We start from the raw sequence: 20,607 nt of genomic DNA, 5'->3' as shown, positions 1-20,607 counted from the left end.
AACGGGGCCCTCCACGGCCCCGGCGGCGCCTCGGCGGGCGCGTAGGAAACAGGCTAGGCAGACGCCCCCGTGATCGCACTCCCACGTCACGTGCGCCCCAGGAGCCGGGGCGCGGTCCGCCTTCGCCGACACGGGTCCTGAAGGTGGGCCGACGGGGACCCCCGGTCGACGTGCGCGCGCACCAGCGCGAGGCGTCGGACGGAGCGCGGGGAACGGCCGCGCGGGCCGGTGATCGGGCCGCGGTCCGGCTGTCGGCAGCACGTCAAGAGGATTCCGCGCGCCGGGAGTTCAACCGGAGCGGGCGGCCACGTACCGGTCCCGCGGGAGCCCGGCATGGACCGGGAAGCCGTCGATGCTCGACGCGCCCGGCGCGCGCCGGGCGACCCGCGGGCGGCGAGCGACCGCCCCTCGGTCCCGTCCGCCCGGGTCCCGTGGCGACGGTTACCGAACGCGCTCGGGGGTAGCCGCGCAGGCGACGGGAACCGCGCCGACCGAGGGAGATGACCCGCGATGGTGCACGACACGATCGAGGTGGAGGCTCCCCTCCGGCAGGTGTACGACCAGTGGACCCAGTTCGAGGAGTTCCCCCGCTTCATGGACGGCGTCGAAGAGGTCCGGCAGGTGGACGACCGGCTCTGCCACTGGCGGACCAAGGTCGCCGGGGTGACCCGCGAGTTCGACACCGAGATCGTCGACCAGCTCCCCGACGAACGCATCTCCTGGCGCACGGTGGGCGGTGACGTACGGCAGAAGGGCGTGGTCACGTTCCGGCGCGTCGACGACGCCCACACCCGGGTGAGCCTGGCGATGGACGTCGAGCCGCAGTCCCTGACCGACAGGGCCGGGGCCGCGTTGGGCATGGTCGACAGCCGCGTGCAGGGGGACCTGTACCGGTTCAAGACGTTCATGGAGGACCGCGGGCGGGCCACCGGCGGCTGGCGCGGCAGGCTCCGCCCCGGCGACGCCCCGCCCGAAACCCCGGACGCGCCTGCGGAGACCCCGGCGTCCGCGGCCGCCCCGGCTCCCTCGGAGCCCCCGGCACCGCCGGTGTCCTCGGCGCCCCCGGCGTCCTCCGGCAACCCGCCGCCCGACCCCGTCCCCCCGGGCCACATGTAGTGCGCGACCCCGCGCGGACGACCGGCCGGTGCAAGGAGGCCCGTCATGCTCGCGATTCTTCTCGTCCTGCTGGTGATCCTGCTCCTGTTCGGTGGCGGCTTCGCCCTCCACCTCCTGTGGTGGATCGCCATCGCCCTGCTCGTGGTGTGGCTGCTCGGCTTCCTGCTGCGCGCCGGCGGCAGCCGGTGGTACCGGTGGTGAGCCGCGCGGGCGCCACGGCGGCGCGAGCACCGCTCCACGAAGCACCACGGCCATGATCCCGTGGTGGGCCGTCGCGTGGTTCCGGGCGGGGGCGCGGTCCGGGGCCGGATACCCCTCGACGGTGTCCGCGGCCGGGACCGCGGCGCACCACCGGGCCTTCGGAACCGCGGCCGCCGTACACTCGCCGTATACCGCTCTCGCCCGCCACCGGCCGCCGGCCGGGCCGTCGCGGGTGCGACGGTGGGAGCGTCGGCGCTCGCGGCCCTCGCCCTGCGCGGCACCGGCCCGGCACACCGCCCCCGTTCCGAAAGGCGGTGACCCGTCGTGAAAGACCAGGTCGCGAAGGACTTCACCCTGCTGGGCGTGTGCCTGCACACGGAGGGGCTGGGACCCGTCGAAGTGCCCTTGCGGGACACCGTGGAAAGGGAGCCGTTGGTGCTTCCGGAAGGCGCCGTGGTCAGTGTGGGTCTCACCTTCCGGCTCGGCCAGGAGATCGACGGCCTGGCCTTCGAGGACACCCGGGCGTGGGACGGGGTGACGATCGCGAGCACCAGGACGGTCCTCGGCGGTTTCCGTCCCGGCGGCCCGTACGAGGTCCGGCTGCCGGCGGAGCGGCTGCCGGTGGGACGGGCGCACTGCGGGGTCTACGAGGTGACGGGTCGGTTCACCGACGCCGACGGCCGGGAGCTGGCGTTCGAGCGCCACCGTCTCATGGTCGAGCACCTGCCGGCCCCGCCGCACGAGCCCATGACGCCCCGCCCCATGGCGACCGCACCGGAGCCGCCGGACCCGGTGGTGCCCGGAGCCGCCGCCTGACGGGACCGGCCGATGCGCACAACCTCCCGGTGCGCATGTCTCCCGTGCGACACCTCCCGGTGCGCATGTCTCCCGTGCGACACCTCCCGGCGCGTACACCTCCCGGTGCTCCCCCGCGCACACCTCCCGGTGCTCCGGGGCGGGAGCCCAGGAGCACCGGGAGGGCGGGGCGGGTCAGGTGGCCTTCGTGGTGGCCGTGCGCTCTTCGGGCGCGTCCGTCAGCAGGCCCGTACGGAGCTCGGCGAGGATGCGGGTGAGCAGGCGGGATATGTGCATCTGGGAGAGGCCGAGGCGCTCGCCGATCTCGGCCTGTGTGAGGTCCTCGCCGAAGCGGAGGGCCAGGATGCGCCGGTCGCGCTCGTCGAGGCGGGCGATGAGGGGCTTCAGGGAGGCGAAGTCCTCGATGAGCTCGTAGGAGGGTTCCGAGGCGGCGAGCCGGCTCGGGCCGACGTGCGGGGTGTCGCCGTCGTCGGCGACGGAGACGTCCAGCGACCGCGCCGTGTAGCCGCGGGCCGCCAGTTCGCCCTCGGCGACGCTGTCCTCGGGCAGGTGCAGGTGGGCGGCGACCTCGGCGCGGGTCGGGCGGTGCCCCAGCCGCTGCTCCAGGGCGTCGCCCGCCTTGGCCAGGTCGATGCGGAGCTCCTGGAGGCGTCGGGGAACCCGGACCGCCCAGCTGGTGTCGCGGAAGAACCGCTTCATCTCGCCGACGACGGTGGGCAGCGCGAAGGCCGAGAACTCGATGCCGCGCGACGGGTCGAAGCGGTCGATCGCCTTGATCAGGCCGATCGTGCCGACCTGGACGATGTCCTCCCGTTGCTCGGGCCGGTTCCGGAACCGGCGTGCGGCGAACCGCACGAGGCTGAGGTTGAGCTCCACGAGGGTGTTGCGGACGTAGGCGTGCTCGGGGGTGCCCGGCTCCAGTTCTCGCAGTCGGGCCAGCAGGGCCGCGGACAAGGTCTGGGCCCGGTCCGTGGAGACCTGGGTCGGCCGGTCCACCTCGGGCAGGCCGTGCAGCGCGTCGCGCCGCATCGCGGCACCGGACGAGGGGGGAGCGGGCGTGGAACGGAGCGTGGAGGAGGACATGCGTTTCCTTCGACGGTGGCGGTGGGCCTGCGCCGCGTACGGCGGGGTCCGTCGGTCGAGCGTCCTGAAGAGATGATTCCCTGTTTGCACCGCTTTGACACGATATGCCGCATGAACCCCGACGGCCCGGGCAGCGGCTGGTGGAAGGCCTCTTCGCGAAAGGCCACCGGCACCCGCCACCGACACCGCGGACATCGAAGGAGCGAGCGATCGTGACGCTCGACGGCACGCATGTCCTCTTCCTGACGACGAACTACGGCATCGAGCAGGACGAGCTGAAGAGACCGATGGCGCACCTGCGCAGCGCGGGCGCCCACGTCACGGTGGCCGCGAAGCGCGACGAGCCCGTTCTCACGCTGGTCTCCGACCGCCGGCCCGGCGCCGTCGTCGAACCGGACACCACCCTGGCCCAGGCCGCACCGGCGGAGTACGACGCGGTCGTCGTGCCCGGCGGCACGGTGAACGCCGACCGGCTGCGCACCGACGGTCAGGCGCAACGTCTGGTCGCGGCCTTCGCGGCGGCCGGCAAGCCCGTCGCCGCCATCTGCCACGGCCCCTGGCTCCTCCTGGAGAGCGGCGTGGTCGGCGGCCGCGAGATCACCTCGTACCCCTCACTGCGTACGGACCTGGAGAACGCGGGGGCGAACTGGCGGGACCGGAAGGTGGTCGTCGACACCTCCGGCGGCCATCCGCTGATCACCTCCCGCCGCCCTGCCGACCTCGACGCCTTCTCGGCGGCGATCGTCGACGTCCTGGAGCGGGCCGCCCACGCCGGCGCGGGGAGCCGGGCCGTCACCGGGTGAAGGAACGTCGAGCTCCTCGCCGTCCGCGGGACGGCGAGGAGCTCGTGGTGCCGGTGGTGCCGGTGGCGCCGTCCCGCCGGGATGCGCGCCGGGAGGGCGCCGACCGGCGTCCGGACCGGGGCCTGCCGGCCGCCGCGCGTCACCGCTGCGGCGGCTCCTCCGGGGGCTGCTGCGCCGACCCGCCCATCTGCTGCTTGAGCTTGTCCTGACCGGTGTCGACCTGGCTCCTGTACTTGCCCTGCGTCTTCTCGTCGACGAAGTCGCCGGCCTTGTCGATGCCCTGTCCGGCCTGCTCCTCGTGGCCCTTGAGCATCTGCTTGAGCTTGTCCATCATGGACATCGCGGCCCTCCTAGAGTGGCCCCCCTGTCCCGTACATGATCCCGGACCCCGCCGTGGGCCGCATCCGCAACCGCCGGCACCCCGACGCCGGGGTGCACGCGACGTGCGGGGTACGGGGGCGTCCCTCTCCGGGGGTACGCCGGTGCCCGGGGTTCCGACCGTGGTCTGACGCGGGTCGCGCGGCGGCCGCCGTAGCGTCCTGGGCATGCTCACACCGACTCGGGCGGCCGCGGCCGCCCTTCTCGCCTGCGCGGTCGCCTTACCGGCGACCGCCCTGCCCGCGACGGCGGCCACCCCCGCGCCGCCCGTCTCCGCCCTTGCCGCCTCCCCCGGCGCTCTCCCCCCTCCCGACTCCGTCGGGCCGCTCGCGCTTCCGGCTCCCACCGGGAAGTCCGGCGTGGGGACCTCCGTGCTCCATCTCGTCGACCGGTCGCGTCCCGACCCCTGGGTGCCCGAGGCCGACGGCCGCGAACTCATGGTGACGCTGCACTATCCGGCGGCCCGCAGGACGGCCGGGCCGTCGGCTCCGTACGCGACCCGGGAGGAGGCCCGGCGTGTCCTGGAGGGCGTCGGCGTCACGGACCCGGCGTCCGTGAGCGCGCTCGCCGGCATGGGCACCTACAGCGCGAAGGACGTGCGGCCCGCGCCGGGGCGGCATCCGCTGGTGCTGCTGTCGCCGGGGTTCGGGGTGCCGAGGTTCACGCTCACGAACCTGGCCGTCGAGCTCGCCTCGCGGGGCTACGTCGTCGCGTCCGTCGACCACGCCTACGAGACCTCGGGCACCGCGGTGCCGGGCGGGCGGATCCTCACGTGCGTGGCCTGCGAAGCCCTGGAGGACGGCCGGGCGAAGGGCGGCGACGTCACGGCGGCCCGGGCGGCCGACGTGCGGTTCGTGCTCGACCGGCTGACCGGTCCGCGACCGGCCTGGCCGTACGCGCGGACCATCGACCGGACCCGGATCGGTATGGCCGGGCACTCGATCGGCGGCGCGAGCGCCGCGGCGGCGATGCTCGCGGACCGGCGGATCGACGCCGGGGTGAACATGGACGGCGCCTTCTGGGACACGCTGCCGGCGGGCGGTCTGGGCGGGCGCCCGTTCCTCTTCCTGGGCACGGACGACGAGACCCACCGTCCGGGCGGCACGGACACCACCTGGGACACCACCTGGAGGGCGCTCGACGGCTGGAAGCGCTGGCTGACGGTGGCGGGCTCCGACCACTTCACGTTCTCGGACGCGCCGGTGATCCAGCGTCACTTCGGCCTGCCGGCCGGCCCCATCCCGGCGGACCGGGCGCTGACGGTGACGCGGGCCTACCTCGGCGCGTTCTTCGACGCGCACCTGAAGGGCGTCCCGCAGGCGTTGCTGGCCGGGCCGAGCGCCGCCCATCCGGAGGTGCGGTTCCAGCAGCCGTAGCGTCCCGTCGACCGGGCGCGAGCCCGACCTGACCGGCGAGACACCCTTGGCGACGCCGAGGGTCGCGGGTCGCGCCTCCGAGCGGGATCAGGCGCGCCCCGCGGCCTTCTGGCTGCGGCGGGACAGGGAGTCGACGACCACCGCGGCGAGCAGCACCGCACCGGTGATCATGAACTGGACGGCGTTGCTGACGCCCATGATGTTCATCCCGGACTGGATGGAGCCGATCACGAGGGCGCCGAGCAGGGCGGACCAGACCGAGCCGCGGCCGCCGAACAGGCTGGTGCCGCCGATGACGGCTGCGGCGATGACGTTCATCAGGAGGTTGCCGCCGCCGGAGGTCTGGCTGGCCGACTGGATCTGGCCGGCGAGGAAGATGCCGCCGACCGCGGCCATGGTGCCGGCGATGGTGAAGACGCTCATGCGCACGAAGGCCACACTGATACCGGCCCGGCGGGCGCCCTCGATGTTGCCGCCGACCGCGAAGATCTGCCGGCCGTACCGGGTGCGGCGCAGCACGAAGTCGAGGACGACCAGCAGGATCAGGAAGATCAGCAGGGCGAGCGGCAGGCCCTGGTACTGGTTGAGGATGTACGCCGTGGCGAAGGCGATGGCCCCGATGACGACCGTGCGCAGCACGATCTCGGCGACCGGCCGGAACGGCACGTGCGCCGCCTGCCGGCGCCTGGCGTCCTGGAGCGAGGCGAGCAGGAAGAGTCCGACGCCCACGGCGGCCGCGACGTAGGCCGTGGCCGGGCTGTGGAAGATGGTCGAGTAGAGCTTGGAGACGATGCTCTCGCTGGGGATGTTGACGGTGCCGGAGCTGCCGAGCACCTGGAGCATGAGGCCGTTCCAGAAGAGGTTGCCGGCCAGGGTGACGACGAAGGCGGGCACGCCGACCTTGGCGAAGAAGAAGCCCTGGATGAGGCCGACGGCCGCTCCCCCGGCGACGGCGACCAGCAGCGCCAGCCATTCGTTCATGCCGTTGAGGACGTTGAGCACGGCGAAGACGGCCGCGCACAGGCCGCTGACGGAGCCGACGGAGAGGTCGATCTCGCCGAGCAGCAGGACGAAGACGATGCCGACGGCGATCATGCCGGTGCCGACGATCTGCTGGCTGAGGTCGGAGAGGTTCTGGGCGGAGAGGAAGGTGCTGTCGAGGCTGCCGAAGACGGTCCAGATGATGACGATCGCGACGACGACGGGCAGCGAGCCCAGCTCACCGCTGCGCAGCTTGCGCTTGAACTCGCCCAGGTATCCGCGGAATCCCTCCTCGCGGACGATCAGCCGGCTGTCGACGGCGGGTACGGCCTCGGGCGCGGGTTCCTGGCCGGTGGCGCCACCGGGCCCGCCGGGTTTCCGGTCGCGTCTCATGGCTGCTCCTCCCCGCGAGCCTGCCGCTCTTCGCGGATGCGGGCCTGACGCCGGGTCACGGCGCTCTCGGTGGCCCCGGTGATGGCGGAGATGATCTCCTCGGTGCTGGTGGCGCGCTTGTCGAAGACACCGTTGTTGCGACCGAGCCGCAGCACCGCGATGGTGTCCGCGACGGCCATCACGTCCACCATGTTGTGACTGATGAGGATGGTCCCGAGGCCGTGCTCGCGGAGCCGCTCGACGAGGTCGAGGACCTCGGCGGTCTGCTCGACGCCCAGCGCGGCGGTGGGCTCGTCCAGGATGACGACCTTGGGGTCGCCGATCAGGGAGCGGGCGATGGCCACCGTCTGGCGCTGGCCGCCGGACAGGGACGCGACCGGGATGCGGACGCTGGGGATGCGGATGGACAGGGTCTCCAGGAGCTCGCGGGAGCGCTGCTCCATGCGGACCTCGTCGAGCACGCCGAAGCGGCGCAGCTCGCGGCCGAGGAAGAGATTGCCGACCACGTCGAGGTTGTCGCAGAGCGCGAGGTCCTGGTAGACGGTGGCGATGCCGAGGTTCTGGGCGTCGTGGGGCCGGTTGATGGAGACCGGCCTGCCCTGCCACTCGATGACGCCCTCGTCGGGCGGGTTCACCCCGGCGATCGCCTTGACGGCGGTCGACTTGCCGGCTCCGTTGTCGCCGACCAGGGCGACGACCTCTCCGGCGTGGACCTCCAGGTCGACGTCCGACAGGGCCTGGACCGCGCCGAACCGTTTGGAGATCCCCCGTAGCGTCAGCACAGGTGCTTCCGGCACCGCAACCGCCTCCGACCCCTGCCAGGCCCGTTGCCGGGCGGTTACTCCAGACCGGCCTGCTTGCACGCGGCCTCGTAGGTCGGCGTGCAGATCTCGTCGACCGTGTAGAGACCGTCCTTGACGACGGTGTCACCGATGTTGGTCTTGTCGACCACGATCGGGGTCAGCAGGTTGGCCGGCACCTTGTTGCCGCTGCCGTTGGTGACGGTGAGGGGGGCGAGGTCCTTCGGGAGCGGCTTGCCCTCGGCGAAAGTGACGGCCATCGTGGCGGCGATGTCGGCCTCGGGCTTGTACGGCTTCATGATGGTGATGGTCTGATCACCGATCAGGATCCGCTGGATGGCGTCCAGTTGGGCGTCCTGCCCGGTCAGCGGCACGTTCATGCCCGCCGCCTTGAGGGCGGTGGAGATGCCGGCGGCGAGGCCGTCGTTGGCGGAGTAGACGCCGACGATCTTGTCCTTGCCGAGCGCGCTGATGGCTCCGGACATCTGCTGGTTGGCGTTGTTCGGGTCCCAGTTGGGGGTGTCGTACTCCTTGCCGATCTGCACCTTGCCGTCGAGTACGGAGTGCGCGCCGGCCTTGAAGTCGGCGGCGTTCGGGTCGGTGGGCGAGCCGTTGTGCATGACGATCACGCCGGACTTGGCCTTGCCGCCCAGCGCGTCGAGGAGCGCCTTGCCCTGCAGTTCGCCGACCTTGCGGTTGTCGTACGAGACGTAGGAGTCGACCGGGCCCTGGGCGAGTCGGTCGTAGGCGACGACCTTCACGCCGGCCTTGTTGGCCTTCTCCACCGAGGACTGGATCGACTTGGAGTCCACCGCGTCCAGGATGAGCACCTTGTCGCCCTTCGCGAGCGCGGTGTTGACCTGCTGTTGCTGCGTGGTCGCGCTCTCGGCGGCGTTGTAGTAGTCGACCTGGGCGCCGGGCGCCAGCTCCTGGATCTTCTGCTCGATGTAGGGCTTGTCGAACTTCTCGTACCGCGTGGTCTTGCTCTCGGGGAGCAGCAGCCCGATCTTGATGTCCTGACGCTGGTCCGAGTCCGACGCCGACTGGGCGACGCCGCTGGTGGCCACCACGCTCAGGGACAGGATCGCAGTTCCCGCGACGGCGATCGCCGCGCGCACTGTACGGGTCATGGCAGGCTCCTTCCGCGCGCCCTCGAGCCCTCCACCGCGGGGCTAGGAGGCGTGCGAAAAACGGCCTGACCGCGGGAGCGTCGGCGCACCTATGGCCTATGTATCGACACTAGCCCCAGCCCCCGCGACGGTCCATTCGCGGACCGGGCGGCGACCGGCGCGGCGCCGCACCCCCCGTGGGCGCGGCGCCGCGGGCACGGGCCCGGTCAGCCGGCGTGGCGGGCCATCCAGGCCTCGACCTCGTCGGCGGACCGGGGCAGTCCGGCGGACAGGTTCTCGTGGCCGTCCTCGGTGACGAGCAGGTCGTCCTCGATGCGGACGCCGATGCCGCGCCACTCCTCGGGGACGGTGAGGTCGTCCGGCTGGAAGTACAGGCCGGGCTCGACGGTGAGCACCATGCCGGGCTCCAGGGCGCCGTCGACGTACTCCTCGTTGCGGGCCTGCGCGCAGTCGTGGACGTCGAGGCCGAGCATGTGGCCGGTCCCGGCCATGGTGAAGCGGCGCTGGAGGCCGAGTTCGTAGGCGCGCTCGGCGGGGCCCTGGATGAAGCCCCACTCGACGAGCCGGGCCGCGAGGTGGCGCTGGGCGGCCTCGTGGAAGTCGCGGTAGGCGGCGCCGGGCTTCACGGCGGCCATGCCGGCCTCCTGGGCCTCGTACACCGCGTCGTAGACCTTGCGCTGCACCGGCGTGAAGGTGCCGCTGATGGGGAGGGTGCGCGTGACGTCGGCGGTGTAGAGGCTGTTGGTCTCGACGCCGGCGTCGAAGAGGAGCAGGTCCCCGGGGCGCACGGGACCGTCGTTGTCCGTCCAGTGCATGATCGTGGCGTGGTCGCCGGCGGCACAGATCGAGCCGTAGCCGACGGAGTTGCCCTCCAGACGTGCGCGCCGGAAGAAGGTGCCCTCGATCCAGCGCTCGGAGGTGTCGACGGCGCGGGAGAGCTCGGCGACGGCGTCGGTGAAGCCGCGCACGGTGGAGTCGACGGCCTTGCGCAGCTCGCCGATCTCCCAGGCGTCCTTGACGAGCCGCAGCTCGCTCAGCGCCTCCTCGAGGTCGGCGTCGCGCTCCTCGTCGGTGCGCACCGCGGCCTCCAGGGCCGGGTCGACGCCGCGGACGATGCGGGTGGGCACGGTGGAGGCGGCGAGGTCCTGGGCCGCGGTGCGGACGTCGCGGCAGGGCAGTCCGAGGACGCGCTCCGACTCGGCGAGGGAGCGGCGCCGGCCCATCCACAGCTCGGCGTGGTAGCCGCTCCAGAACTCGTCGTCGTCGCGGCTGTCGCGGGGCAGCTGGTAGCAGTGGGCGTCGTGGCCGCCGTCCGCGCGGGGTTCGAGGACGAGGGCGCAGTCCCGGGCCTGGTCGCCGGTGAGGTGCACGTAGCCGGAGTAGGGCCGGAACGGGTAGGTGTCGTCGTTGGAGCGCGTCTTGAGGTTCCCGGAGGGGATCACCAGGCGCTCGCCGGGGAAGCGCGCGGAGAGCGCGGCGCGGCGGCGGGCCGCGTAGGGGGCCTGCTCGTCGAGCGTGAGGTCGTGCCGTTCGGTGTCCGCCCAGCCGGTGCGCATGAGCGCGGACAGCTCGTCGGAGATCCCTGCGTACAGACCGTTCTTTCGGCCCTTGGCCACGTCGTGCCCCTTCGTGTTCGTCCGGGTCGGTTCCCGTTGCGTCGGCAGGGACGCTAGCCCCGGATCCGGGCGCCGGGTGCCGGGGAGTGTCAGTGGCACTGATCGGACACCGGCCGGCCGGACGGCGCCGACAATGGGCGTATGACGAACGAGAGACTGGGCGAGGCCCTGCGGCTCCTGGGCATCGAGGGGGCCGCCGGCCGGGTCTACCTGGCGCTGCTCGACGGGGCGCCCGCCCCGCTCGGCTCGATCGGCGAAGCGGCGGGGGTGTCCGGCGCCGCGCTCGCGGCGGCGTACGGGGAGCTGGTGGACGCCGGTCTGGCCAGCGCGGCGGACGGGGACGGGGACGTGGTGGCCCCGGTGCCGCCGGCGGCCGGCCTGGAGATCCTGGCGAGGCACCGGGCGGCGGAGCTGGAGGAGTCGCGGATCGCCGTCGGCGGCGCCTTCGAGTCCTTCCGCCGGCACCGGCTCGCGGCGTACAACGACGGTCTCGTGGAGGTCGTGACCGGGGAGGCGATCGGGCGTCGGATGCGGCACGCGTGGGCCAGCGCGCGCGAGCAGATCCGGCAGTTCGAGTCGCCGCCGTACGTGCCGCTGGTCGGCGCCACCGAGGACGCCCTGGCGACGCTCGCGCGCGGGGTCACCCAGCGGGTCGTGTACTCCCGGGAGTCGCTGGAGCACCCCGGGCACCTGAAGGACGTCATCGAGCCGTGCATCGAGGCGGGCGAGCAGGCGCGGGTGCTGCCGTCGGTGCCGGTGAAGCTGCTGATCATCGATGACGCGTACGCGCTGGTGTCGCTGTCGATCCAGGAGGCGGACGTGGTGAACACGATGCTGGTGGTGCAGCCGTGCGGGCTGCTCTCGGCGCTCGTGGCGCTGTTCGAACAGTCCTGGAACAACGCCCTTCCGTTCCACGGCCGCACCACCCGCCCGGCCGGGCTCTCACCGGCCGACCGGCGGCTGCTGCGGCTGCTCGCCGGGGGCGCGGGCGACGAGGTCATCGCCCGCGAACTCGGGGTCAGCCGCCGCACCCTGTTCCGGCGTCTGCAGATCCTGATGGCGCGTCTCGGCGCCGCGAACCGCTTCCAGATGGCGCTGCAGGCACAGCGCTCCGGATGGCTGTGAACCCTTCGGGGAGACCCCGACGGCGCCTGCCGGAAACTTGCACATTGTGTGCGTGATGCGGACCGGGTCTCCTCGACGGCTTCGCGGGCCGGTGCGGTGCGGGTGCCCTTCTGCCGGAGTGCGCCCGTTTCCTCCCGTGGGGCTCCACGGCCTGCGGAATCTGTTACTCCGTTCTGCGGAGAAGCTGTCGCCATTCGGTGAATCTAGCTGCACGCGGGGTCGTCCGGGGTCCACGAACGGCGCTGAATAGGCGTCAACGCAATTGGCTCGGTTACCCGTTCGCATGCTTTGATCTGCGGCGCCGCGGTAATTCGGATTCCCCCCACTGAGATGAAAGGTGCGCTTCATGCGTAACGACCTCGAGACCCGTGTGATCGACGACGCCGAGCTGGACGCCGTGTCCGGCGGTGTCATCAGCGTCAACGGCGGCCTCGTCGGCGCCGTGTCGGGCGACGTCAACACCGTCCTCGGCGCCGTCGGCTCCCTGCAGACCGTGGCGAACGTCGAGGGCCTCGTGAGCGGCGTCCCCGGCCTGGCCCAGGGCATCACCGGCGTGCAGGTGAACGCCGGCCTCGGCGTCGCCGGCCTCTGAGCGACCCCGCGGTCGTGAACCCCGGGGCCTTCCCCGCCCCGGGGTTCACACCCCCTTCCCGGACGCCCGGCCGCCGGAGCGCGGGAAATGCAGTCGAAGGAATTGGTTCATGCAGTTTCGCCAAAAGGCGCTTTCCAAGCTGCAATCGCCCGAAGAACTCGATCTTCCGGTGCGCTTCGCGCGCCCGCAGGGGCGCCTCGTGCTGGCCGTGACCGTCCTCGTGACGGCCGTCGCCGCCTTCTGGGCGTTCACCGGCACGGTGACCTCGGAACTGAGCGCGCCCGGCATCCTCACCCATCCCGAGGGCCGCTATCTGCTGCAGACCCCGGTCGCCGGACAGGTGACCGAGGTGCTCGTCGCCGAGGGCAGGGCGGTCTCCGCCGGGCAGCCGCTCCTCGTGGTCCGCACCGAGCAGGGCGACCGTCCCGTACGCGCCGTGGCCGCCGGCCGGGTGACCGCGCTGTTCGCCCGCACGGGCACCGTCGTGACGACCGGCGCCGACGTGGCGACCGTCGAACGCGTCACCGGCCCCGAGGACCCGCTGGTCGCCGTCCTGTACGTGCCGGCCGGCGGCGACGCCTCCTCGATCCGGGTGGGGGCCTCCGTCGACCTGAGCGTCCGGTCCGTCGCGCGCGACCGGTACGGGGTGCTGCGCGGCCGGGTCACGGCGGTGGGCAGCGCCCCCCGGACACGCGCGCAGATCGGCGGCTTCCTCGGTGACGACGGGCTCGCGGCCGAGTTCACCCGGCAGGGCAGCCCGGTGGAGGTCCTGGTGTCCCTGAAGCGCTCCACCGCCACCGCGTCCGGCTACGCGTGGTCGTCCGCGGACGGCCCCCCGTACGCCGTCGACTCCGGCACCACCGTCTCCGGCTCCGTCCACCTCTCCTCGCAACGCCCCGTCGACTGGCTGCTCCCGTGAACCCGCGCAAGAAGACCTCCCGCACCCGGCCCCGCCCGGCCCCCCGCGGCCGCTCGATCCCGCGCCGCAGGCCACGGACCGTACGCACCCCCACCGTGCTGCAGATGGAGGCGGTCGAGTGCGGCGCCGCCGCCCTCGCCATGGTGCTCGCGCACTACGGCCGCTTCGTGCCGCTGGAGGAGCTGCGCATCGCGTGCGGCGTCTCGCGGGACGGCTCGCGCGCGAGCAACCTGCTGAAGGCGGCGCGGAGTTACGGGCTACAGGCCAAGGGCATGCAGATGGACCTGGCGGCACTCGCCGAGGTCGCCGCCCCGGCCGTGCTGTTCTGGGAGTTCAACCACTACGTCGTCTACGACGGGATGGGCCGGCGCCTCGGCCGCCGGGGCGTGTGGATCAACGACCCCGGCAAGGGCCGTCGGTTCGTGCCCATGGAGGAGTTCGACCCGGCCTTCACCGGCATCGTGCTGGTCTTCGAACCGGGCCCCGCCTTCCGGCGCGGCGGCCGCAGACCCGGCGTCCTGGGCGCCGTGCCGGGCCGGCTGCGCGGCACGTCGGGCACGATGGCGGCGGCCGTGCTGTCGAGCCTCCTGCTGGTGGCCGTCGGTGCCTGGGTGCCCGCGCTCAGCCGGACGTACATCGACATGTTCCTCATCGGCGGGCGGTCCTCGCTGCTGGGCACGCTGTTCGCGGCGATGGCGACCGCGCTGGTGCTCACGGCGGCGCTCACCGCCCTCCAGCAGGCCAACCTGCTGCGCGGACGCATCGTCTCCTCGACCCTGGGCGGCGCCCGCTTCCTGCGGCATCTGCTCCGGCTGCCCGTCGCCTTCTACGCGCAGCGCAGCCCGGCCGACCTGGTCCAGCGGCTGCGGTCCAACGACGCGGTCGCCGAGACCCTGGCGCGCGACCTGTCGGCGGCCGGTGTGGACGCGGTCGTGGTGCTGCTGTACGCGGTGCTGCTGTGGACGTACGACCCGCAGCTGACCGTCGTCGGCATCGGCGTCGCGCTGCTCAACGTCGTCGCCATGCGGATCACGATCCACGTCCGGGCCACCGGCACCCGCAAACTGCGCGCCGAGAGCGCCCGGTTGACCAACACCTCGTACAGCGGTCTGCAGCTCATCGAGAACATCAAGGCCACCGGCGGCGAGAGCGGCTTCTTCCGCCGCTGGTCGGGGCAGCACGCGGTCACCCTCGACGTGCAGCAGCGGCTCGGCGTACCGAGCGCGTGGCTCGCGGTCGTCGCCCCCACGCTCGCGGCGCTCAACAGCGCGCTCATCCTCATGATCGGCGGACTGCGGGCGGTCGAGGGGCATCTGACGGTCGGTCTGCTCGTCGCATTCCAGGCCCTCGTCACCGGCTTCACCGCGCCCATCACGCGGCTCAACGGCGTCGCCGGCCGGATCCAGGACTTCGCCGCCGACGTCACCCGGCTCAAGGACGTCGAGAACTTCCCCGTCGACCCGGTCCACACCCGGCGCGACCCCGGCGGGGCCCGCCGGCTCACCGGTCATGTGGAGCTCGACCACGTCACCTTCGGCTACAGCCCGCTCGACGCGCCGCTGCTCAAGGAGTTCTCGCTCGCGGTCGGTCCCGGGCAGCAGGTCGCCCTGGTCGGCGGCTCCGGCAGCGGCAAGTCCACCGTCTCCCGGCTGATCGCGGGCCTGTACGCGCCCTGGGAGGGCGCCGTACGCGTCGACGGGATGCGCGTGGAGGACATCCCGCGCGGGGCGCTCGCCGCGTCCGTGTCCTTCGTCGACCAGGACGTGTTCCTCTTCGAGGGCACCGTCCGGGACAACATCGCCCTGTGGGACCCCTCGGTGCCCGACGAGGCGGTCGTCGCCGCGCTCGCCGACGCCGCCGTCCTGGACGTCGTCTCCCGGCGCCCCGGTGGCATCCACAGCCGGGTCGAGCAGGACGGCCGGAACTTCTCCGGGGGCCAGCGCCAGCGGCTCGAGCTCGCCCGGGCGCTGGTCCGCGACCCCAGCGTGCTCGTCCTCGACGAGGTGACCAGCGCGCTGGACGCGGTCACCGAGCGGGAGGTCATCGACAACCTGCGGCGGCGCGGCTGCGCGTGCGTGGTCATCGCGCACCGGCTGAGCACCGTCCGCGACAGCGACGAGATCCTGGTCCTCGACCGGGGCACGGTCGTCGAACGCGGCCGCCACGAGCACCTGGTGGCGGCGGGCGGCCCGTACGCCGAGCTGGTCAAGGAGCACTGAGGTGACGACCCCGCACCCCGCCACGACTCCCCCGGTCCCGGCCGACGCCGACGTCCGGCCCGGCACGTACGACCCGGCCGTCCCGCAGGACCGGGCCGACCCGCACGACCCCGTGGTCGCCGCGCTCGGCGGGCTCGGCACCGGAATCGACGGCTCCGGCCTGCGCAGCCTGTCCCTGGAAGGGCCGTCCGTGCTGTGGCTCGTCGTGCACGGCGCCCTCGACCTGTTCGCCGTCGACGCCGGCCGGCGCGGCGCCTGGCACTTCCTCGGCCGCGCCGAGGCGGGCGCGCTCCTCCTCGGCCCCGCCGCGGGCCCCCACCACACCCTGGTGGGCCGACCCTCCCGGGAGTGCCTGCTGCGCCGCGTGGAGCTGAGGGAGCTGCACCCGTCGGCGTACGAGCAGCCGGGGCACCCGGGCCATCGGCCCGCCGACGCCTGGCAGGCGGACACCTGGCGGACCGACACCTGGCGGACCGGGCAGTGGACCGACGGGCAGTGGACCGACGGACAGGGGGCGGGCGGCCAGTGGTACGGGGGCCAGTGGTACGGGCCGGACGCCGCCGCGCCGGCCGCCCTGAGCCCACTGGAGAGCGCCTTCGCGCTCGGCATCGGGCGCGGCCTCCGCGTGCTGTACGAGGCCCCGCTCGGCGGGGCTGCCGGCGCCTCGCCGCACGGGACCGACGACGACGTCGTGTGGATGGCGATCGCGCCCGGCAGCGTGCGCTACGGCGCCGCCTACGAGGCGCAGGCGGCGGGGACCCTGCTGGTCGACGCGACGATGTGGCAGGGCATGGTCGAGCAGCAGTACCGGCTGCTGTACGCCCTCGACCACTGGATCGAGGAGCGCGAGCGCGCCCACGAGGACCGGACGGCCGCGGGGCTCGCGGCGGGCCGGGCGGCCGGCAGCGAGGCGGACCGCGCGCTGCTCGACGCGATCGGGCGGGCCGGCCGGGGCGCCCGGCGGGGCGGCGGCGCCGACGCGACGCTCGCCGTGTGCCGGCTGGTCGCGGGCGACGCCCGGATCGCCCTGTCCGCGACGGTCGGGCCGGGCGCCGACGACCGGACCGACCCTGTCGAGGGCATCGCGCTCGCCTCGCGCCTGCGCACCCGGACGGTCGGGTTGCGGGGACGCTGGTGGCGCGAGAACTGCGGCCCGCTGGTGGGCCGGCGCGAGGAGGACGGGACGCCGGTGGCGCTGCTGTGGCGGCGCGGCGGGTACGTGGCGGTCGAACCGGGAGGCCGGCGGGAGCGGATCGACGGCCGGAACGAGGGCGACTTCGCATCGCGGGCCGTGATGTTCTACCGCCCGCTGCCCGAGGGCCGGCTGAGTCTGCCGCGACTGGTGCGGTTCTGTGTGCGGGGCAACCGCCCGGAGCTGCGCGACCTGCTGCTCGGCGGTCTCGTCTCCGTCGTCCTGGGGGCGACGGTGCCCGTGGCCACGGGCCGGATCCTCGGCGAGTTCGTGCCGGCCGCGGAGAACGACCTGATCGTGCGGACCGCGCTCGCGCTGGTCGCGGCCGCCGTGGTCGGCGCCGCGTTCCTGCTGCTGCAGAACGTCGCGCTGCTGCGCATGGAGGGTCGGATCGAGGCCACCTTGCAGCCGGCCGTCTGGGACCGCCTGCTCCGCCTCCCGGCGACGTTCTTCACGGGCAGGTCGACGGGCGAACTGGCCAACGCGGCCATGGGCATCAGCGCGGTCCGGCGGATGCTGTCGGGCGTCGCGCCGGTCTGCCTGCAGGCGGTCACGGTCGGCGTGATGAACCTGGTCCTGCTGCTCGTGCACAGCGTGCCGCTGGCGCTCGTGGCCTTCGCGATGCTGCTCGTCGTGGGCGCGGTGTTCCTGGGTCTCGGGCTGTGGCAGCTGCGCTACCAGCGGCGCCTGATCGAGCTCGGCAACCGCCTCGACAACCAGGCGTACCAGACCCTGCGCGGGCTGCCCAAGCTGCGCGTGGCGGCGGCCGAGAGCTTCGCGTACGCCGCCTGGGCGCGGGAGTTCGCCCGGACCCGGGTGCTCCAGCAGCGGGTGGGGCGGATCCAGAACACGCTCGCCGTGCTGAGCGCGGTGTGCCTGCCGCTGTGCACCCTGGTGATGTTCGTGCTCCTGGCCGGCCCGGCCCGCGGCAGCATGTCCGCGGCCGGGTTCCTCACCTTCAGCACCGCCCTGACGATGCTGCTGTCCTCGGTCACCCAGCTGACCGGCGCCCTGCTGTCGGTGGCGGCGGTCCTGCCCGTCTTCGAGCAGGTCGAGCCGATCCTGAGCGCGGCGCCCGAGGTGCGCGACGGCGCGGCCCGACCCGGCGTGCTGACCGGCGCGCTCGAGGCCAGGCAGCTGTCGTACCGCTACGCGGAGGACGGGCCGCTCGTCCTCGACGGCGTCGATCTGCGGGTGGCGCCCGGGGAGTTCGTCGCGATCGTCGGGGCCAGCGGCTGCGGCAAGTCGACGCTGCTGCGGCTGCTCATCGGCTTCGACCGGCCGACGGAGGGCAGCGTGCTGTACGACGGGCAGGACCTCGCCGCCCTCGACCAGGCGGCCGTCCGACGCCAGTGCGGGGTCGTCCTGCAGAACGCCCAGCCGCTGTCCGGCTCGATCCTCGACTGCGTGCGCGGCGCCGAGGACTTCACCCTGGAGGAGGTCGCGGAGGCCCTCGCGCTCGCCGGCCTCGCCGAGGACGTCCAGGCCATGCCGATGGGGCTGCACACGATGCTCTCGGACGGCGGCGGCACCGTCTCCGGCGGCCAGCGCCAGCGTCTGATGATCGCCCGCGCCCTCATCCGCAAGCCGCGTGTCCTCTTCCTCGACGAGGCCACGAGCGCCCTCGACAACGAGGCCCAGCGCGTGGTCATCGAGTCCACCCGAGCCCTCCGCGCGACCCGCGTCGTCATCGCCCACCGCCTCTCCACGATCATGGACGCGGACCGCGTGATCGCGATGGCGGACGGGCGCGTCGTCCAGCAGGGCCCCCCTGCCGCACTCCTCGCCGACCCGGACGGCCTGTTCCACGAACTGGTACGGCGCCAACTGCGGTGACGGCACCGCGGCCGCCGATGAGACGATCATCGGCATGACTCTTCCCCAGCCCGACGACCTCACGTCCCTCGTCCTGCGCACCGACTTCGCCGACGACCAGGCCTGGGCCGCTGCGTGCGGCGCTCGACGCGCTGGACAGCCATCCGCACGCGACCTGCGTGAGCGACGCGCGCTTCGCGGAGGTGGAGGTGCCGGGGCTGGCCGCGGTGGACCGCGCCGCCGGGGAGGACGAGCGGGTGTTCCACCTGTTCCTCGCGGACACCGCCGCCCTCGCCGACCCCTCGTACCCCCTGCTCGCCGTGGATCTGGCGGACGACCCGGGGCGGACGTTCCGGGTGCCGGTGCGGTGGTTCGCCGACGTGTCGGCGAACCTCAGCATCGCCAACATGGATTTCGCCGAGTTCGCCGACGCCGCCGACGACGACGGCGGGACCTTCCGCGGCTTCCGGGACGCGTAGGGGCTCAGCCCACCCCCCGCGTGCGGAACTGGACGCTGATGCGGGGGCCTACGGCGCGGGTGGTCTTGGGGACGGCGTGTTCCCAGGTGCGTTGGCAGGAGCCGCCCATGACCAGGAGGTCGCCGTGGCCCGAGGGCAGGCGAAGGGCGACCGGGCCGCCGCCGCGCGGGCGGAGGGCGAGGTCGCGGGGGTCTCCGAGGGCGAGGATCGCGACCATCGTGTCCTGGGTGGCGGAGCGGCCGGTGCGGTCGCCGTGCCAGGCGACGCTGTCGCGCCCGTCGCGGTAGAGGCAGAGGCCGGCCGTGACGAAGGGCTCGCCGAGCTCGCCGGCGTAGTGGGTGCCGAGCGCGTCGCGGGCCTCGACGAGCGCGGGGTGCGGGAGCGGGGCGCCCTCGCGGTAGTACGCGAGGAGGCGGGGGACGGCGACGACGTTGTCGTACATCCGGCGCTCCTCTGCCTGCCAGGGCACGCCCGTGACGAGCTCCTGGAACAGCGCGTCGGCGCCGTGCAGCCAGCCGGGCAGGTGGTCGACCCAGGCGCCGTCGCCCAGCTCCGTGCGCCGGACGCCCTCCAGGGAGCCGGGGCCGATGTCGGTTCCCTGGTCGAAGAGGGACCCCTGGAGGCCGGGGAGGTCCGGGATGCCGGGTCGTGCCGCTGTCATGACGACCAGCCTACCTCGCCATTCGAACATGTGCGCTAATCAGTGCGGCAGCAGGTGCCGGTGGCTCCGGGGATGGGCGGCCAGGAAGTCGTCGAAGGACTGCGGCGGGTGGCCGGTGAGGGTGCGGACGTCGTCGGACACGTCGTCCATCTCGCCGACGGCCACCGCCTCGTACGAGGTCACCCAGCCCTCCACCTGCCAGTCGGGCGCCTCGTAGCGGGCGCGCGAGGCGTAGGCCTGGTCGCGCGTCTCGGGGACGTAGGTGACCGTGCGCCCGGTCGCCCTGCTCAGCGCGGCGGCGACCTCGGCGAAGCTCAGCGCCTCCGGGCCGGTCATGTCGTACGTGGCGCCGTCGTGCTCGTGGCCCGGGGCGAGCAGCACCGCCGCCGCCGAGTCGGCGACGTCGTCGTGGGTGACGGCCCCCACCCGGCCGTCCCCGGCCGGGCCGCGCAGCACGCCCTCGGGTGACGCCATCGCGGCAAGATCGGCCTGGTAGGTGCTGTCGCGCAGGAAGGTGAAGGCCACGCCGGTGGAACGGATGTGCTGCTCGGTGTGCCAGTGGTCGCGGGCGAACGTGAAGGTCGCGTGGGGCGCGGCATTGAGGTACGAGAGGTAGACGATCCGCCGCACCCCGGCGGCGACGGCGGCGTCCACGGCGGTGGCATGGGTCCTGACCCGGCCCGGCCCCTCGTGCGCGGAGACGAGGAAGAGCGCGTCCACACCGTCGAGGGCGGCCCGCATGGCGTCCGCGTCGTCGTAGGACGCCGTCCTCGTGTCGTCGGCCGGCAGCGCCGCCAGCTTCTCCGGGTCGCGCCCGAGCGCGCGCACCGGGGCCCCCGCGTCGACGAGGCGGCCGGTGACGCGGCGGCCGATCCGGCCGGTGGCGCCGGCGACGGCGAGGAGTGCGCTCAT

Annotated in this window: 19 protein-coding genes; 11 read left to right on the top strand and 8 right to left on the bottom strand. The window is 73.5% G+C overall.

Features of this window, described 5'->3' with window-relative positions; genetic code table 11:
• The first annotated feature begins 510 nt into the window (after positions 1 to 510).
• From AB0M16_RS06100 to AB0M16_RS06090, 3 genes are all read left to right on the top strand, one after another.
• Positions 511 to 1,116, top strand: coding sequence for an SRPBCC family protein (locus AB0M16_RS06100; RefSeq protein WP_365339253.1), 606 nt, complete (start codon positions 511 to 513; stop codon positions 1,114 to 1,116).
• Between the two features lie 45 nt (positions 1,117 to 1,161).
• The gene (locus AB0M16_RS06095) at positions 1,162 to 1,317 is read left to right on the top strand and encodes a hydrophobic protein (RefSeq protein WP_365339251.1); all 156 of its coding nucleotides are present in this window, start codon (positions 1,162 to 1,164) and stop codon (positions 1,315 to 1,317) included.
• 324 nt (positions 1,318 to 1,641) lie between these two features.
• Complete coding sequence (locus tag AB0M16_RS06090; RefSeq protein WP_365339248.1) at positions 1,642 to 2,133, top strand: hypothetical protein; 492 nt, start codon at positions 1,642 to 1,644, stop codon at positions 2,131 to 2,133.
• Between the two features lie 174 nt (positions 2,134 to 2,307).
• Here AB0M16_RS06090 and AB0M16_RS06085 read toward each other — a convergent pair whose 3' ends face one another.
• Positions 2,308 to 3,162 carry a SigB/SigF/SigG family RNA polymerase sigma factor gene (locus AB0M16_RS06085; RefSeq protein WP_365339489.1) on the bottom strand — a complete coding sequence of 285 codons (855 nt, stop codon included), beginning with the start codon at positions 3,160 to 3,162 and terminating at the stop codon, positions 2,308 to 2,310.
• 266 nt (positions 3,163 to 3,428) lie between these two features.
• On the opposite strand from AB0M16_RS06085, the gene AB0M16_RS06080 reads away from it, so the two are divergent.
• Positions 3,429 to 4,019, top strand: a complete 591-nt coding sequence (locus tag AB0M16_RS06080; RefSeq protein ID WP_365339246.1) for a type 1 glutamine amidotransferase domain-containing protein — start codon at positions 3,429 to 3,431, stop codon at positions 4,017 to 4,019.
• 139 nt (positions 4,020 to 4,158) lie between these two features.
• Here AB0M16_RS06080 and AB0M16_RS06075 read toward each other — a convergent pair whose 3' ends face one another.
• Positions 4,159 to 4,359 carry an antitoxin gene (locus AB0M16_RS06075; protein ID WP_365339244.1) on the bottom strand — a complete coding sequence of 67 codons (201 nt, stop codon included), beginning with the start codon at positions 4,357 to 4,359 and terminating at the stop codon, positions 4,159 to 4,161.
• A 205-nt stretch (positions 4,360 to 4,564) separates the two neighbouring features.
• On the opposite strand from AB0M16_RS06075, the gene AB0M16_RS06070 reads away from it, so the two are divergent.
• Positions 4,565 to 5,773 carry an alpha/beta hydrolase gene (locus AB0M16_RS06070; RefSeq protein ID WP_365339243.1) on the top strand — a complete coding sequence of 403 codons (1,209 nt, stop codon included), beginning with the start codon at positions 4,565 to 4,567 and terminating at the stop codon, positions 5,771 to 5,773.
• Positions 5,774 to 5,860: 87 nt separating this feature from the next.
• Here the strand turns inward: AB0M16_RS06070 and AB0M16_RS06065 are convergent, their stop codons facing one another.
• From AB0M16_RS06065 to AB0M16_RS06050, 4 genes are all read right to left on the bottom strand, one after another.
• Complete coding sequence (locus AB0M16_RS06065) at positions 5,861 to 7,147, bottom strand: sugar ABC transporter permease (protein ID WP_365339241.1); 1,287 nt, start codon at positions 7,145 to 7,147, stop codon at positions 5,861 to 5,863.
• The gene (locus AB0M16_RS06060) at positions 7,144 to 7,944 is read right to left on the bottom strand and encodes an ATP-binding cassette domain-containing protein (protein WP_365339239.1); all 801 of its coding nucleotides are present in this window, start codon (positions 7,942 to 7,944) and stop codon (positions 7,144 to 7,146) included. The genes AB0M16_RS06065 and AB0M16_RS06060 overlap by 4 nt, the downstream gene beginning before the upstream one ends.
• A gap of 41 nt (positions 7,945 to 7,985) precedes the next feature.
• Positions 7,986 to 9,077, bottom strand: coding sequence for a substrate-binding domain-containing protein (locus tag AB0M16_RS06055; RefSeq protein ID WP_365339237.1), 1,092 nt, complete (start codon positions 9,075 to 9,077; stop codon positions 7,986 to 7,988).
• 206 nt (positions 9,078 to 9,283) lie between these two features.
• Positions 9,284 to 10,693 (bottom strand): aminopeptidase P family protein, encoded by a 1,410-nt coding sequence (locus AB0M16_RS06050; protein WP_365339235.1) that lies wholly within the window; start codon positions 10,691 to 10,693, stop codon positions 9,284 to 9,286.
• Positions 10,694 to 10,834: 141 nt separating this feature from the next.
• Between AB0M16_RS06050 and AB0M16_RS06045 the strand changes: the two genes are divergently transcribed.
• The 6 genes from AB0M16_RS06045 (at position 10,835) to AB0M16_RS06020 (ending at position 19,034) form a co-directional block, all read left to right on the top strand.
• Complete coding sequence (locus AB0M16_RS06045; protein WP_365339233.1) at positions 10,835 to 11,818, top strand: helix-turn-helix transcriptional regulator; 984 nt, start codon at positions 10,835 to 10,837, stop codon at positions 11,816 to 11,818.
• A 346-nt stretch (positions 11,819 to 12,164) separates the two neighbouring features.
• Positions 12,165 to 12,410, top strand: a complete 246-nt coding sequence (locus tag AB0M16_RS06040; protein WP_365339231.1) for a hypothetical protein — start codon at positions 12,165 to 12,167, stop codon at positions 12,408 to 12,410.
• A gap of 109 nt (positions 12,411 to 12,519) precedes the next feature.
• Positions 12,520 to 13,329 carry an HlyD family efflux transporter periplasmic adaptor subunit gene (locus tag AB0M16_RS06035; RefSeq protein ID WP_365339229.1) on the top strand — a complete coding sequence of 270 codons (810 nt, stop codon included), beginning with the start codon at positions 12,520 to 12,522 and terminating at the stop codon, positions 13,327 to 13,329.
• Positions 13,330 to 13,385: 56 nt separating this feature from the next.
• Entirely contained in the window at positions 13,386 to 15,548 is a 2,163-nt protein-coding gene (locus tag AB0M16_RS06030; protein ID WP_365339487.1) for an NHLP family bacteriocin export ABC transporter peptidase/permease/ATPase subunit, read from the top strand.
• Positions 15,549 to 15,660: 112 nt separating this feature from the next.
• Entirely contained in the window at positions 15,661 to 18,576 is a 2,916-nt protein-coding gene (locus tag AB0M16_RS06025; protein WP_365339485.1) for an NHLP bacteriocin export ABC transporter permease/ATPase subunit, read from the top strand.
• A 158-nt stretch (positions 18,577 to 18,734) separates the two neighbouring features.
• The gene (locus tag AB0M16_RS06020) at positions 18,735 to 19,034 is read left to right on the top strand and encodes a hypothetical protein (RefSeq protein WP_365339227.1); all 300 of its coding nucleotides are present in this window, start codon (positions 18,735 to 18,737) and stop codon (positions 19,032 to 19,034) included.
• A gap of 4 nt (positions 19,035 to 19,038) precedes the next feature.
• On the opposite strand, the gene AB0M16_RS06015 is transcribed toward AB0M16_RS06020, so the two are convergent.
• Together AB0M16_RS06015 and AB0M16_RS06010 are read right to left on the bottom strand one after the other, a co-directional pair.
• Positions 19,039 to 19,695 (bottom strand): alpha-ketoglutarate-dependent dioxygenase AlkB, encoded by a 657-nt coding sequence (locus AB0M16_RS06015; protein ID WP_365339225.1) that lies wholly within the window; start codon positions 19,693 to 19,695, stop codon positions 19,039 to 19,041.
• 39 nt (positions 19,696 to 19,734) lie between these two features.
• A complete protein-coding gene (locus tag AB0M16_RS06010) occupies positions 19,735 to 20,607 on the bottom strand; it encodes an SDR family oxidoreductase (RefSeq protein WP_365339223.1) in 873 nt (290 codons plus the stop codon).

It is taken from the genome of Streptomyces sp. NPDC051921 (genome assembly GCF_040680975.1).
In the GTDB taxonomy this organism is placed as follows: Bacteria; Actinomycetota; Actinomycetes; order Streptomycetales; family Streptomycetaceae; genus Streptomyces.
Note: the sequence above shows the minus strand (reverse complement) of the source record. Positions and strands in the feature narration are given on the sequence as shown.

What these genes read in the sequence shown, in the direction of transcription:
- AB0M16_RS06070 (WP_365339243.1), top strand. Translation starts at nt 4,565, where the DNA reads ATGCTCACACCGACTCGGGCGGCCGCGGCCGCCCTTCTCGCCTGCGCG.
- AB0M16_RS06085 (WP_365339489.1), bottom strand. Translation starts at nt 3,162, where the DNA reads ATGCGGCGCGACGCGCTGCACGGCCTGCCCGAGGTGGACCGGCCGACC.
- AB0M16_RS06075 (WP_365339244.1), bottom strand. Translation starts at nt 4,359, where the DNA reads ATGTCCATGATGGACAAGCTCAAGCAGATGCTCAAGGGCCACGAGGAG.
- AB0M16_RS06010 (WP_365339223.1), bottom strand. Translation starts at nt 20,607, where the DNA reads ATGAGCGCACTCCTCGCCGTCGCCGGCGCCACCGGCCGGATCGGCCGC.
- AB0M16_RS06040 (WP_365339231.1), top strand. Translation starts at nt 12,165, where the DNA reads ATGCGTAACGACCTCGAGACCCGTGTGATCGACGACGCCGAGCTGGAC.
- AB0M16_RS06065 (WP_365339241.1), bottom strand. Translation starts at nt 7,147, where the DNA reads ATGAGACGCGACCGGAAACCCGGCGGGCCCGGTGGCGCCACCGGCCAG.
- AB0M16_RS06095 (WP_365339251.1), top strand. Translation starts at nt 1,162, where the DNA reads ATGCTCGCGATTCTTCTCGTCCTGCTGGTGATCCTGCTCCTGTTCGGT.
- AB0M16_RS06100 (WP_365339253.1), top strand. Translation starts at nt 511, where the DNA reads ATGGTGCACGACACGATCGAGGTGGAGGCTCCCCTCCGGCAGGTGTAC.
- AB0M16_RS06045 (WP_365339233.1), top strand. Translation starts at nt 10,835, where the DNA reads ATGACGAACGAGAGACTGGGCGAGGCCCTGCGGCTCCTGGGCATCGAG.
- AB0M16_RS06015 (WP_365339225.1), bottom strand. Translation starts at nt 19,695, where the DNA reads ATGACAGCGGCACGACCCGGCATCCCGGACCTCCCCGGCCTCCAGGGG.
- AB0M16_RS06055 (WP_365339237.1), bottom strand. Translation starts at nt 9,077, where the DNA reads ATGACCCGTACAGTGCGCGCGGCGATCGCCGTCGCGGGAACTGCGATC.
- AB0M16_RS06035 (WP_365339229.1), top strand. Translation starts at nt 12,520, where the DNA reads ATGCAGTTTCGCCAAAAGGCGCTTTCCAAGCTGCAATCGCCCGAAGAA.